This is a genomic window from Actinomadura roseirufa (assembly GCF_900659635.1).
GTDB lineage: Bacteria > Actinomycetota > Actinomycetes > Streptosporangiales > Streptosporangiaceae > Spirillospora > Spirillospora roseirufa.
In genome coordinates, this window is record NZ_CAACVB010000215.1 from 1 (window position 1) to 13,492 (window position 13,492).

The following is a 13,492-nucleotide window of genomic DNA, read 5'->3' on the forward strand; positions in this document are numbered from 1 at the left end:
GGGGCCTCGGGCTCGGCGGGCCGGTCGGCCGGATCGGCCGCCGCGGGCCCGCCGTCCGGCGGGAGGGCGTTCCAGAACTCGGCCGCGGCGCCGGGACGGCGGACGCCGGACGCCACTCCCCGCTTGCCGCCGCCCGGGCCGATCTCCAGCTGCGGCGTGGCCGGGGGGCGTTCGACCTCGTCCGGGACCATCAGGACGTCGTCCTCGTGGGAGATGTCCCGGATGGTGCGGCGCCACGGCTTGGGGGGACGAGGCGCCGAGGGCACGCGAGGGCCGGGCGCCGCCGGGACACCCGGCTCCTGGGCCCTGGCTCGAACGCGCGGCTCGGGTGATCGGGCCTGGACCCGCTGCTCGGGAGCCCTGGCCCGGACCCGCGGCTCCGGTGCCCTGGCCTGGAGCGGCTCAGGCTCCCTGGGCTGGACTACCGGCTCCGGGGCCGGGGCCGGGACGTCCGGTTCTGGTGTCGCGACCGGTTGCGGGGCCGGAACCGTGACCTGGACGTCGTGGTCGAAGACCTGTTCACGCTGGGCGGCGTACTCGGCGAGGGGCTGCGGGGCCGAGGCCGTCCCGGGGCGGGGCGGCGGGGTGGCCGCGGCAGGGACGGCGGCGGGCTCGACCGCCGGGACGCCGCCGCGGGCCCGGCGCGCCCTGCGACGGGACTTGATCGCGGCGCGTTCGGGGGCCGCGATCGGCGCCGGTGCCGCGGGGCGGCGCCAGACGCGGGCCACGATGACGACCTCGCGGGGCTCGCGGATGGGCGTGAGGCGGCACCAGGTGCGGGGCTCGGAGAAGTAGCGGCTCTGCGACAGCAGCAGCTCGGTCAGCCGCTTGCCCTCGATGACGGGACGCGTCGCCAGCCACGTGAGGACGCCCGGCGGGACGATGTAGAGGACGTGCCACGGCGACTCGAAGGGGATTCCCGCGAACTTCAGCAGGACGATCCAGGGCACGAACACACCGGCGAACACACCGATCTGAACCAGCGGCAGCGGCATCGGAAGCCGCAGGTCGTACAGCTTGTAAAGCCGCTTCTCAATGCGCCATATGTTCGTGTACGTGGGTAGATCCACGCCCCTACTCCCCTAACTGTGCAAGCACAGCGTCGCCATCCGGGCCCCGCCTGGGGGCCGCCCGACCTCGGTGTCCGCGGGCCGGGTCAGCTGATGTCCACTCCCAGTGCCTTCGCTATGGCCCTGGCCGTGGTCTCGATGATGTTGGGCACGTAGAAGACCACTCCGATCCCGATCGCCAGCACGATGAACTGCACGAAACGCGTGATCTCGCGCGTGAACAGAAAGAAGATCGCCACAATGGAGACGATCACCAGGAACAACGGGCCGAAGATCTGGCGCAGCCAGTCGGCGAGCTGGTCGGTCTTGAGTTCGTCGTTCTGCGGCGCCGCCAAGATTTCGTGCGGTATCGACGCCATGAGGTGGTGCAGCATCGACTGACTACCTTCCTTGGTCGGCGGGTGTGACGGGGGTCGGTTCCCGCTGTGTTCTCATGATGAGCTCGGCTCGGTGGTGCCGCGGATGTCGCGCACGAGCCAGGTCGCGCCCTTCACCATGGTGAGGCGGTACGTCTGCTCCAGTTCGCCGTTGCCGCCGCCGTTCGCGCCGACGAGTTGCCAGGTGACGGTGGCCGTGACTGTCCGCTGGCCCGAGGCTCCCTTCGGCGCGACGACCTCCTTCACCGCGACGAGGCTCACAGCGCCCGCCAGGCCGTCGATGGGGCTGCCGTCGGTGAAGTGCGACAGGGCGGCCTGCTCGCCGCTGGCGTAGGCGTCGAAGAAGGTCTTCAGGAACGACTGGAGCTCGCTCTCGAGGGCGGTGTCGCGCTCACGGACGCCGTTCTGCGGGACGGTGGCCTTCTTGGGCGGAGGCAGCAGGGCGGGCCGGCCGGAGACGACCATGCCGCCGTTCTTGTCGGCGTAGACGGGGACGGCGAGGCGCAGCCACTTGTCGCCGCTGCGCGCGATCAGCGTCACGGTCGCGTTCGCGTCGTCGCGGGCCTCGACACCGGCGGCCTGGACGGACTGGACCTGCATCGCTCCGACACCGTTCCAGCCGTACTGCCCGGCGGCGCCCTCGGGCAGGAACGGGCGCAGCTGGGCCTCGCGGGCCGCGGCGCTCTTCTGGTCGAAGTTCAGGTAGGCGTCGGCGAACTGGACGGCGAACGCGCTCGCGGCGCTGCTCGGGAACCCCGTGCCCTTGCCCGGCTCGGGCGTGCCCCGCGTGGCGGTGTCGTCGGCGGTGAAGCGTTCGAAGGGGGCGCGGATACCGTTCACGAGGATGACGAGGATGACGGCCCACAGGACGGCGCGGCCGACCCAGACCCACCAGCGCCCGCCGGAGCCGCCCCAGCGGCCGCCTCCGCGCGCGCCGTCACCGCCCGAGCGGCCGCGGCGCCGGCCGGTGTCCGGCACGTCCCACGGGTCGGCGGAGGAGCCGAGCGCCCGGCCGGGCGCCGCGGTCTCCTCGACTACGGCGGTGTCACGGCCGCGTGCAACGGCCGACCTGCGAGCCATCCTGCCTCCGCTCGCGCCTCGCCCCCGGTCGGCGCGGTCATCTGTGCCTGGTCGTGTGCTGGTGGCCCCATTTTCTGAACCCACCTCGGGCCCAGCGTAACCACGAGCGTCAATTGTTCCAGCGCATCGCGGCGAAGCACAGCCCCGGCGCGCGGTTGTGGATAATGCAATCCACCTCAGCAGGAACGGGGAGGATTGCCAAACGGTGACGATCCCGTATCCATGCCTCCGAACAGGACGCGAGGCCGGGTTTCCGACAAGCAGCTCGGATCACAGGGTGCTTGCTGACGTGGTGACCGACACGACGGCAATCTCTTCCCGAAAGAACCCGGCAAAGTGTCCCATTCGCGACATATACCCAGAAAATCCCCAGGTCAGAGAGTGTCCGAGACCACAGGAGACACCCGCCACCGCCGTCCGCGCGACCCCGCGAGCACCCGGGGCTCCGCCGCCTCGCACGTCCGCCTTACACGCCCGCCTCACAGGCCCGGCTCACACGTTGAAGCGGAACTCCACGACGTCGCCGTCCTGCATCACGTAGTCCTTGCCCTCCATGCGCACCTTGCCCGCGGTGCGGGCGGCGGCCATGGAGCCGGCGGCCGTGAGGTCGTCGTAGGAGACGATCTCGGCCTTGATGAAGCCGCGCTGGAAGTCGGTGTGGATGACCCCGGCGGCCTCGGGCGCGGTGGCGCCCTTGGGGATCGTCCAGGCGCGCGACTCCTTGGGACCCGCGGTCAGGTACGTCTGCAGCCCGAGCGTGCCGAAGCCGATCCGGACGAGCTGCGACAGGCCGGACTCGTCCTGGCCCATGCCCTGGAGCAGTTCGAGGGCCTCGTCGTCGGGCAGCTCGATCAGCTCGGCCTCGATCTTGGCGTCCAGGAAGATGGCCTCGGCGGGCGCGACGAGGGCGCGGAGCCGGTCCCGGACGGCGGTGTCCGCCAGCTCCTCCTCGTCGAGGTTGAAGACGTAGAGGAACGGCTTGGCGGTGAGCAGGTGCAGCTCGCGCAGCAGCGCCAGGTCGATCCCGGCCCCCTCGGCGCCGGCGAAGAGCGTGACGCCGTCGTCCAGCAGTTTCTGCGCGGCGGTCACGGCCGCGACGACGGCGAGCTTGTCCTTGTCCTTCTTGGTCCGGGCCTCCTTGTCGAGGCGCGGCAGGGCCTTCTCGATCGTCTGGAGGTCGGCCAGGATCAGCTCGGTGTTGATCGTCTCGATGTCGCGCGACGGGGCGACGTCGCCGTCCACGTGGGTGACGTCGGGGTCCACGAACGCGCGGATGACCTGGCAGATCGCGTTGGTCTCGCGGATGTTGGCGAGGAACTTGTTGCCCAGGCCCTGGCCCTCGGACGCGCCCTTGACGATGCCGGCGATGTCCACGAACTCCATCGTCGCCGGGATGATCTTCTGCGAGCCGAAGATCTCCGCCAGCCCGGCCAGCCGCGGGTCGGGCACCCCGACCACGCCGACGTTGGGCTCGATGGTCGCGAACGGGTAGTTCGCGGCGAGCGCGTCGTTCTTGGTCAGCGCGTTGAAGAGGGTGGACTTGCCGACGTTGGGCAGCCCGACGATTCCGATGGAGAGGCTCACGGCTGCCAAGTTTATGGGCCGTGCGCCCGTACTCCGGACGCAGGCCCGGCGAACCTTCCGCGGGGCACCGCGTGGGCCGGGGCGTTGGCGAACAGTGCGGCCAATTGTCCGGTGCGGGGCCCGTTCCGGCGCGTCGCGGTCGCGCTTCGCGCCTCCACTGTCACGATGAACCAATGGATCTCGCGCTGCTCGCCGGCCTCCTCGTCGGGGCCGCCTTCGGCGCCGTCGCCGGATACGCGCTCGCGACGGGCCGGCAGGGCGCGCTGATCGCGCGGGCGCGGGCCGCGGAGGAGAAGCTGGCCTACGCCGAGGGACGGATGGCCGAGCACTTCGAGAGCCTGTCGGCCCGGGCCCTGGACGCCAGCAACGAGCGCTTCCTGGAGCTCGCCGACGCCCGGCTGAAGGCCGCCGGAGCCGAGGCGGCGGGCGAGTTGCAGCGGCGCCAGCAGGCCGTCGAGCACCTGGTCGCGCCCCTCAAAGAGACCCTCGCGAAGGTGGAGGAGCAGCTGCGGGAGGTCGAGACGGGCCGCCGCGAGTCGCACGCGATGCTGGCCAAGCAAGTCGACTTCGTCCGGCAGAGCTCCGACCAGCTGCGGCAAGAGACCCGGTCGCTGGTGCGGGCGCTGCAGCGTCCAGAGGCGCGCGGGCGGTGGGGAGAGCTGCAGCTGCGCAGGGTCGTGGAGCTGGCCGGGATGACGCGCCACTGCGACTTCGACGAGCAGGCGACCGCGGTGACGAGGGACGGAACGGTCCGACCCGACATGGTCGTCCGGCTCGCCGGCGGCAAGAACATCGTGGTCGACTCCAAGGTCTCCCTGGCCGCGTACCTGCAGGCGGCCGAGAGCGGCGACCCGGTGCGGCTGGACGCCCACGCCCGGCACCTGCGCGACCACGTCGACCGTCTCGCGGCCAAGTCGTACTGGCAGGCGTTCAGCCCCGCCCCGGAGTTCGTCGTCCTGTTCGTCCCCGGGGAGGCGTTCCTCGCCCCGGCGCTCGACCGCGACCCCGCGCTGCTGGAGTACGCGATGCGGCGGCGGGTGCACATCGCGACGCCGACGACGCTCATCACGATGCTGCGGACGGCGTCCTACGCCTGGCAGCAGGCCGCCCTCTCGCGCAACGCCCGCGCGGTGTTCGAGCTGGGCAGGGAGCTGTACGAGCGGCTCGGGACGATGGGCCGGCACGTCGACGACCTGGGCCGGGCGCTGACGGGCGCGATCAAGTCCTACAACCGCACGGTCGGGTCGCTGGAGACGCGGGTGCTCGTCACCGCCCGCCGCCTGAACGACCTGGGCGTCGTGGACGGCCCCCTGGACGGCCCCCGGCCCGTCGAGGAGAGCCCCCGCCCCGCGTCGGCGGCCGAGCTGACCGCGCACGACGGCCCGGCATATGACGGCCCGGCATATGACGGCCCGGCATATGACGGCCCGGCATATGACGACACAGCACACGACGACACGGCACATGACGACACCTCGCACGAGGACACCGCACCCGAGGACACCGCACGCGAACACACCGCAGGCGAAGGCGCCTCACACGACGACGCCGCCCGCATAGGCGCCCCGCGCGAGGACAGCGTGCACGTCCCCGTGAAGGACGAGGAGCACGACCTCGCGAGCGGCCGTTCCGGTCCCGCCGTCCCGGCCCCGGGCGGGCCGGGCGATCCGCCATCGTGGGCACGTGACACGGCCGGGAACGGTGTGGCCGGGGACGCCGGAGAGCGCGCGGAGTCCCGCGAGGACGGGCGGTCCCGCCGGGATCCGGCCGGCGAAACGGTAGGTTTCGGCGGACGGGCCATCCCTGATCAGAGTGATCAGCGAGAGAGGTGGCAATGAGCAGATCGACGGTAGGCGACGCGCCGGGCGGCGCCTCGCCGTCCCCAGGGGGTCCGGTGCGACGCCAGCGCGGTGCTTCCCCCTCCCGGGCGAGATCGCGACGCGACGCGGCGGCACCGGTCACGCTCACCGGGCGGGGCGGGATCGTCGTCATGTTCGCCGCCGCGCTCGTGTGCGCGCTGCTGTCCCGGTGGTTCGACCTCCCGCTGCTCGCCGGCGGCGGATTCGCGGTCGGCTGCCTGGCCGCCGCGTTCGCCACCCGCCCGGCGGACCTGCTGACGATCACTGTCAGCCCTCCGCTGGTCTTCTTCGCCGCCACGTTCCTCGCGGTGCTCGTCACCACGCTCGGGGACGGATCGCTGCTGCGCGGCCTCACCGTCGGCGTGCTGACGGCGCTCGCGGCGACCGCGCCGTGGCTGTTCTTCGGCACGCTGCTGGTGCTGGTTGTCGGACTGTTCCGCGGACTGCCCGCCAACGTCCGCGAACTGCGCGGCAAGCTCGTCGGGGTCCGCCTCTTCGAGAAAGAAGAGAACGAGAACCCCGTCCGCTGGGACGAGAGCTGAGTTGTATTTATTGCAAGCCCGGCCCACTTCGCTCGCTAACGCTCGCTTCGTGACCGTTCTTGGTGCGAGCGCGAATCGCTTCGCGATCTTCCCGGCGGGGCTCGCCTTCGGCTTTGCCCCGCCGGTCAGGTAGCGCGCTCGCGTTCCGGCGAGCATCGCTTTCGGGTGGCCCTCGCCGCCGGGGCCGCTGGAAAGGCGAGGGCTCAACACCGGCTTTCAGAAGGCTCAGGTCATGGTCAGCGGGTCACAGGATCATCGGGTCGGCCGCGCGGGGGCGGGGGTCAGACCGGGGTTATGCGCAGGTCCTTGCGCAGTTCGTGCGGGAGGGCGAAGCGCATGCTCTCCTGGACGGACTCGATCTCCTCCGCGGCGCCGAAGCCGCGGTCGGACAGCCAGGCCAGCACGTCCTGGACCAGCTCGTCCGGGACGGAGGCGCCGCTGGTGACGCCGACCGTCGTGACGCCCTCCAGCCAGGCCGGGTCGATCTGGTCGGCGTAGTCGACCAGGTGGGCCGCGTCGGCGCCGTGCTCCTTGGCCACCTCGACCAGCCGCACCGAGTTCGACGAGTTGGTCGAGCCCACCACGATGACCAGCTGCGACTGCGCGGCCATCTCCTTCACCGCCGTCTGCCGGTTCTGCGTGGCGTAGCAGATGTCGTCGGACGGCGGGTCCATCAGCTTGGGGAACCGCTCGCGCAGCTTCTCGACCGTGGCGATGGTCTCGTCCACCGACAGGGTGGTCTGGGACAGCCAGGCGACCTTCTCGGGGTCGCGGACGGTGACGCGGCCGACGTCGCCGGGACCGTCCACGAGGTGGATGTGGTCGGGGGCCTCGCCGGTGGTGCCGATGACCTCCTCGTGCCCCTCGTGCCCGATCAGCAGGATGTCGTAGTCCTGCGCGGCGAACCGCACGGCCTCCTTGTGGACCTTGGTCACCAGCGGGCACGTCGCGTCGATGGTGCGCAGGTCCAGGCCCTTGGCCTCCTCGTGCACGACCGGGGCGACGCCGTGGGCGGAGAACACCACGATCGAGCCCTCGGGGACCTCCTCGGTCTCGTCCACGAAGATCGCGCCGCGCTCCTCCAGCGTCTTCACGACGTGGACGTTGTGGACGATCTGCTTGCGGACGTAGATCGGCGCCCCGTACTTCTCCAGCGCGATCTCGACCGTCTGCACGGCCCGGTCGACGCCCGCGCAGTAACCACGCGGCTTGGCGAGCAGGACACGGCGCTGGCTGGTGGCGGTCATGGCTCTATCGTACGAGCCGGGCGGGGCCTCCCGCGCCGATCCGGTCGCACTGGCGGGCACTCATGCAAAGGATCGCCCCGTGGCCCCCGTCCAGCGCCGTCCTGGGCACAAAGCTCAGGTGAAGCCCGCTCCATGTGACTCACCGCACGCCTTCTTTGGACAGAAATCCATTAACCCGGGGTGACCGCCATCGCACCCATGGGGCAGAGTGAAGTTCGACGACACGATGCCGTCCGGCCAGCTCCCGCGTCACGACGGCAGGAAGAGGACAGACGATGACGAGATCGCCGCGCCGCCTCAAACAGCAGGTCCGGGACACCGTGGGCGAGCAGGTCCGCGACCTCCCGCTGCACGCGGTCCGGCTGGCCATGTTCGGCGTGGGCCGGGCGCTGCTGCTCAGCGACCGGGTGACCCGGGACTACAAGGAGATCACCGAGGGCGGCGGCGTGAAGCCGGTGCTCGGCCGGCTGGCCTGCGACGTGCAGAACACGGCCGAGAAGGTCGTCTCGCACGTGGCCGACCTGGTCCGCGGCGAGGAGCCCGGGCCAGAGGCGGCTCCGCGGCCCCGCGGGAGCGGGACCGAGACGGCGGGGACGCCGGACCCGGCGGGGCCGGAGGGCGGCACGGAGATCTCCGTCGGCAAGCCGGGACCCCGTCCTTCGGCGGAGCCCGCCGCGAAGCCCAGGCCCGTCCCAGAACCCGAGACCGCGACGGAGGCCGCGTCCGGTGAGGCCGAGCCTGGTGCTGCCCAGGCCGAGTCCAGCGAAGGTCGGCCCACCGAAGCCGAGCCGGAGGCCGAGGACGAGTTCGCGCCGAAGCCCCAGAACCGGCCCGCCGCGCCCGCGGAGGCCGAGCGCGTCGCGGACGACCTGCCGGTGCCCAACTACGACGCGGCGACACTGCCGCAGTTGCGCGCGCGCCTGCGGGGCCTGTCCGCCGACCAGGTGAAGCTGCTGCGCGAGTACGAGCGCAAGCACGCCGCCCGCCCGGACGTCATCCGGATGTACGAGCGACGGATAGCGAAACTGAACGGCCACGGCTGACCCGCGACGCCTCTGACCTCGCGCATGAGGCCCCCGGGGCGTTAGGCGGGTCGGTATCGGCCTCCGGGGGCGATGGCCCGGTCTCCTCGGGGTCGATGGGCCGCGTCTCCCGTCCCGGGCGGGGGGCCGCGCCTTTCAGGCGGGTTCCGGGGGAGCCGTCGTGCGGGGTTCGGTCGCCCGTCCCGAGGCGTCCGATGCCAGCCGCGCCGCGATCGCATAGTCGATCTCAACGTCGTAGTACGTGACGTTCTCTTGCACCTTGTCCGGGAGGTTTCTCCTGGTGCTGCCGGACGCCGACGCGTCGTCGGCGTCCCCGGTGAACTCCACCGAGCTCTCCGGTGCCCTCTCGAACCGCAGCTCGTCCGCCTTGATGTGGGCCTCGATCAGGATGTCCGCCGACTCCCGAACATCCTTCTCCGGAAATTCCCGGCTCATGACCGCTCACCTCTACTTGGTGATCTTGCGGAGTAGCGCCCGTCCCAGCTCGCGGAACGACTCCTCCGCCTCTTGGAACGCGCCGCCGAGCGGGGAGCGCTCGTCCTTCTCGTCCTCGCCGCCGCCCTGCTCCTCATCGCCGCCCTGCTCCTCATCGCCGCCCTGCTCCTCATCGCCGCCCTGCTCCTCATCGCCGCCCTGCTCCTCGCCGGCGTCCTGCTCCTCGCCACCGCGAGTGCCGGAGTCCGTGTCGCCCCTGTCGCCGTCGCCTGAACCCGCGGAGTCCTCGTCGCCGTCGCCGGTGTCCGAATCTCCGGTGTCCTTACGGGAACCGTCGCGGGTGGCAGACTCCGCGCCGTCGCGGTCTCCAGTGCCCGAGTCGCCGCTGCCCGAGTCGCCGCTGTTGCCGGAGTCGTCTCCGTCTCCGCCGCCTGCGACCGCCCCGGCGGCCTTGCCCGCGCCTTCGGCGGTCCGCCCCACCCCTTCGGCGGCCTTGCCGGTTCCTTCACCCACGTCCTCGACGGCCTCGCCCGTGCCCTTGCCGACCTCCTCGACCGCGCCGCCCGCGCCCTTACCCACGCCCTCGACCGCGCCGCCGGTGCCCTTGCCGACGTCCTCGACCGCGCCGCCCGTACCCTTGCCGACCTCCTCGACGGCGCCGCCCGCACCTTTACCGACGTCCTGCACGGCGCCACCGGTGCCCTTACCGACCTCCTCGACCGCACCGCCCGCACCCTTACCGACGTCCTGCACGGCGCCGCCCGTGCCCTTACCGACCTCCTCGACCGCGCCACCCGCGCCCTTGCCGACGTCCTCGACCGCGCCGCGCGCGCCCTTGCCGACCTCGCCCACCGCCTCCCCGGCGCCGCCGCCGATGCTGCGCGCCGCCGACTCCACGCCGCGGCCGATGTGCTGGAGGATCTCGGGGTTGCGGTCGAGCGTGGTCAGGACGCGGTCGACGATCACGGCGACGTTGTTCAGCCGGACCTCCAGCAGCGCCTGCGCCTCGACGCCCTTGATCTCCAGCTTGACCTTGCCGAGGCTCACGTCCGCCCCCACGTTCAGCTTGAGCAGGTCGAGCACCTCGGCGACCAGGGAGACGTGCGCTTCGAGGTCGTTCACCTCGAAGGTGATCTCCTCCACCTTCACCTGCGGGACGTTGAGGTAGACGTCCGGCCCCTCGGCGGACTGCGCGGGTCTCTCCCGCGGGACGACCCGGCCGCTCTTCTCCACTTCCTCCGACCGGTCGGACGTGCTGTCGCTCATCGCTCCCCCTGGCCGGCGCTCGGAGGCGCCCGTCCTCAGCGGCTCTTGGCCTTGCTCCTCCCGCGCTTGCGCTCACCGCGGGCCTCGTCCTCACCGTCGCGGGCCTCGTCCCCATCGCCCTCGTCGCGGGCTTCGTCCTCGCCGCTCTCGTCGCGGGTCTCGTCCTCGTCGCGCCCCTGCTCGTCGCGGGCCTCGTCGTCGCCCCGCTCCTCCTCCTCCTTCAGCGCCTCTTCGTGGGTCTTGACGACCTCGCCGTCGCGGATCTCGCCGCGCCAGCCCTCCACCTCGTCCTGCTCGAGGATCGTCCGGGTCATCATGTGGCGCTTGATGTTCTTGTACTCGAGGCGGAGGCGGCGTCCCTGGGCCCGCCACAGGTTCGCGGTCTTCTCGACGAAGCCGTCCGGGTGGTACTCGGCGACCAGCAGGATCCGCGTGATCGTGGGGGCCAGTTCGTGGAACGTCACCGCCCCGTCGACGTACCCCTTGGCCCCCTTGGACTTCCACACGATCCGCTCGTCGGGGACCTGCTCGGTGATCGTGGACTCCCAGCTGCGATGGGAGAGGAAGATCTTGGCCCGCCAGTTGAGCTTCTCGTCGGACTCCTGCTCGACGCTCTCGACCTTCTTGGTGAAGTCCGGGTAGTCGGCGAACTGCGTCCACTGGTCGTAGGCGACGCGGCGCGGCAGCCCGACGTCGAACTCCTCGACGATGACGGTGGACTTGGCGCCGCCCTTCTTACCGCCCTTGCCCTCTCCGCCCCCTCCGGAGCCGAGGGCCTCCTTGGTCTTCTCCTTGGCACCGGCCATGCCCGCCTTGAGCCCGGCCTTCACCGGCGAGTTGCCCTCGGCGATGCTCTCGGCCCCGGCGGCGGCCGCCTTCGCTCCGGCGCCGCCCTCGTCCGTCAGGCGCTGGGTCAGGCCCTGTACCCGGCCGCTGGCCGAATTGAGCATCCGCATCGTCAGGGCTCGCAGGAGCTGCCGCCCGGCCTCCTTGAGCTCGTCGGCGGGTCGCTCGTCCGCCGCGTCCTTGCCGGGGGCTTCCTTACTCGAGGTCTTGCTCTTCGTGTCCGTGGTCATGGTCATCACTTCGTCTCGTGGCGCTGACGCGGCACGTACGTGCCGCCTTCCGGCCCTCGTCCGTCCGCCGTGCGCGGCCGGATCCGACGTCTGTGCTGACATAACCGCTGACCCTGCACCGAAACCCGGATGAAGCCGCTGACCAGCGGAAATTGACGATCTACCGGCGCGGAGCGGGCGCCCCGCCGAGGGCAGCGGCTCCGGCGAACGGGGCCTCCCGGCCCGCGGAGTCAGGCCGAGAGCGGGGCGTCCCGGAGGGCGTGGCCGGCGGCCACCCGCTCCAGCGTCTCCAGGTGGCGGCGCCGCGAGGATGCCGATGGCGACGGCGCAGCAGGCCGCGCCCACGGGACCCGGACGTGTCTCCCCGGTCACACGCCGAGACCCCGCACCCGAGGCCCCGCACCCCGAGGACCCACACCGTAGAGGTCCGCACCGTAGGCTTCCGGGCATGGCGATGGAGACCACGGCCGAGTCCCCGGTCCCGGTGCGGACGGTCCTGCAGGCGGTGGGCGGCTGGATCGGGCGGCTGGGCCGCATCTGGGTCGAGGGGCAGATCACCGACCTGAACGCGCGCGGCGGCACGGTCTACCTGACGCTGCGCGACCCGGTGGCGAACATGTCGGTGCGGGTCGTCGGGCCGCGCGCGGTCGTCGAGGCCGCCGGTCCGGCGGTGACCGACGGCGCCCGCGTCGTCGTGCACGCCAAGCCCGACTTCTGGATCAACCGCGGCACGTTCTCGCTCAGCGTCCTGGAGATCCGCCCCGTGGGCGTCGGCGAGCTGCTCGCCCGGCTGGAGCGGCTGAAGCGGGTGCTGGCCGCCGAGGGGCTGTTCCGGCCCGAGCGCAAGCGGCCGCTGCCCTTCCTGCCCGGCCGGATCGGGCTGATCTGCGGGCGGGAGTCCGACGCCGAGCACGACGTGCTGCAGAACGCGCGGCGGCGCTGGCCCGCGGTCTCCTTCCGGGTCGAGAACACGGCCGTGCAGGGCTCCTACGCGGTGGCCGAGGTGATGGAGGCGCTGCGCGTCCTGGACGCCGACCCCGAGATCGACGTGATCATCATCGCCCGCGGCGGCGGCGCGATGGAGGACCTGCTCCCGTTCTCGGACGAGGCGCTGGTCCGCGCGGTCGCGGCCGCCCGCACCCCGGTGGTGAGCGCGATCGGGCACGAGCAGGACTCCCCGCTGCTCGACCTGGTCGCCGACGTGCGGGCCTCCACCCCGACCGACGCGGCGAAGCGGGCCGTCCCGGACGTGCGCGAGCAGCTCCAGCTCGTCCGGCAGCTGCGCGACCGCGGCCGGCGCTGCCTGGCGGGCGGCGTCGAGCGGGAGCTGGCCTGGCTGAAGGCGGTGCGGTCGCGGCCCGCGCTCGCCGACCCCGTCCGGGAGATCGAGCGGCAGTCCGAGCGGGTGCTGGCGCTGCGCGACCGCGCGCGCCGCTGCCTGGGCTCGGCGCTGGACCGGGCGGGCGACGAGCTGTCGCACACCCGGGCCCGGCTGCTGGCCCTGTCCCCCGCGGCGACCCTGGAGCGCGGCTACGCGATCGTCCAGCGCGAGGACGGGGCGGTCGTGCGCGCGGCGTCGGCCGTCGAGGACGGCGAGCGGCTGCGGGTCCGCCTCTCCGGCGGCCGCCTCGGCGTGACCGTCCGGGACCGCGAGGAGCCATAGGGTGGGCGGGTGGCCGAGGTGAGAACGGACGGCGAGAAGCCGTCGTACGAGCAGGCGCGGGACGAGCTGGCCGACGTCGTCAAGCGGCTCGAGGCGGGCGGGCTGACGCTGGAGGAGTCGCTGGCGCTGTGGGAGCGCGGCGAGCGGCTCGCGGCGGTCTGCGAGGAGTGGCTGGAGGGCGCCCGCGCCCGCCTGGCCGCCGCCATGGCGCGGCCCGAGGACGGCGGCGACGGCGCCGCCGCGCCCTTCT

Annotated in this window: 13 protein-coding genes; 5 read left to right on the top strand and 8 right to left on the bottom strand. The window is 72.3% G+C overall.

Going from position 1 to position 13,492, the window contains the following annotated elements; genetic code table 11:
- The 4 genes from E1291_RS43445 to ychF form a co-directional block, all read right to left on the bottom strand.
- Positions 1–1,070: conjugal transfer protein (locus E1291_RS43445; RefSeq protein ID WP_242614496.1), on the bottom strand; the 1,070-nt coding region annotated here is incomplete at its 3' end.
- 86 nt (positions 1,071–1,156) lie between these two features.
- Complete coding sequence (locus tag E1291_RS31660; protein ID WP_131741753.1) at positions 1,157–1,444, bottom strand: hypothetical protein; 288 nt, start codon at positions 1,442–1,444, stop codon at positions 1,157–1,159.
- Between the two features lie 57 nt (positions 1,445–1,501).
- Positions 1,502–2,527: a conjugal transfer protein gene (locus tag E1291_RS31665; RefSeq protein WP_131741754.1), complete on the bottom strand. Its 1,026-nt coding sequence runs from the start codon at positions 2,525–2,527 to the stop codon at positions 1,502–1,504.
- Between the two features lie 492 nt (positions 2,528–3,019).
- Complete coding sequence (gene ychF, locus E1291_RS31670) at positions 3,020–4,111, bottom strand: redox-regulated ATPase YchF (protein WP_131741755.1); 1,092 nt, start codon at positions 4,109–4,111, stop codon at positions 3,020–3,022.
- A gap of 173 nt (positions 4,112–4,284) precedes the next feature.
- Between ychF and E1291_RS31675 the strand changes: the two genes are divergently transcribed.
- A complete protein-coding gene (locus tag E1291_RS31675; RefSeq protein WP_242614497.1) occupies positions 4,285–5,949 on the top strand; it encodes a DNA recombination protein RmuC in 1,665 nt (554 codons plus the stop codon).
- Positions 5,950–6,005: 56 nt separating this feature from the next.
- Positions 6,006–6,512, top strand: a complete 507-nt coding sequence (locus E1291_RS31685; RefSeq protein ID WP_242614498.1) for a DUF6542 domain-containing protein — start codon at positions 6,006–6,008, stop codon at positions 6,510–6,512.
- Between the two features lie 281 nt (positions 6,513–6,793).
- Here E1291_RS31685 and E1291_RS31690 read toward each other — a convergent pair whose 3' ends face one another.
- Entirely contained in the window at positions 6,794–7,759 is a 966-nt protein-coding gene (locus tag E1291_RS31690) for a 4-hydroxy-3-methylbut-2-enyl diphosphate reductase (RefSeq protein ID WP_131741757.1), read from the bottom strand.
- A gap of 275 nt (positions 7,760–8,034) precedes the next feature.
- On the opposite strand from E1291_RS31690, the gene E1291_RS31695 reads away from it, so the two are divergent.
- On the top strand, positions 8,035–8,802 hold the full coding sequence (locus E1291_RS31695; protein WP_131741758.1) for a DUF8129 domain-containing protein: 768 nt from the start codon (positions 8,035–8,037) through the stop codon (positions 8,800–8,802).
- A 135-nt stretch (positions 8,803–8,937) separates the two neighbouring features.
- Here the strand turns inward: E1291_RS31695 and E1291_RS31700 are convergent, their stop codons facing one another.
- Genes E1291_RS31700 through E1291_RS31710 form a run of 3 tightly spaced genes read right to left on the bottom strand, consistent with a single transcriptional unit; the run spans position 8,938 to position 11,579 of the window.
- A complete protein-coding gene (locus tag E1291_RS31700) occupies positions 8,938–9,237 on the bottom strand; it encodes a hypothetical protein (protein ID WP_131741759.1) in 300 nt (99 codons plus the stop codon).
- A 12-nt stretch (positions 9,238–9,249) separates the two neighbouring features.
- Complete coding sequence (locus E1291_RS31705; RefSeq protein ID WP_207401045.1) at positions 9,250–10,503, bottom strand: hypothetical protein; 1,254 nt, start codon at positions 10,501–10,503, stop codon at positions 9,250–9,252.
- A 35-nt stretch (positions 10,504–10,538) separates the two neighbouring features.
- The gene (locus tag E1291_RS31710; protein WP_131741760.1) at positions 10,539–11,579 is read right to left on the bottom strand and encodes an SRPBCC family protein; all 1,041 of its coding nucleotides are present in this window, start codon (positions 11,577–11,579) and stop codon (positions 10,539–10,541) included.
- A 448-nt stretch (positions 11,580–12,027) separates the two neighbouring features.
- On the opposite strand from E1291_RS31710, the gene xseA reads away from it, so the two are divergent.
- Positions 12,028–13,242 carry an exodeoxyribonuclease VII large subunit gene (gene xseA, locus E1291_RS31715; protein WP_131741761.1) on the top strand — a complete coding sequence of 405 codons (1,215 nt, stop codon included), beginning with the start codon at positions 12,028–12,030 and terminating at the stop codon, positions 13,240–13,242.
- Positions 13,243–13,251: 9 nt separating this feature from the next.
- A partial coding sequence (locus E1291_RS31720) for an exodeoxyribonuclease VII small subunit (protein WP_131741762.1) occupies positions 13,252–13,492 on the top strand: 241 nt, incomplete at its 3' end.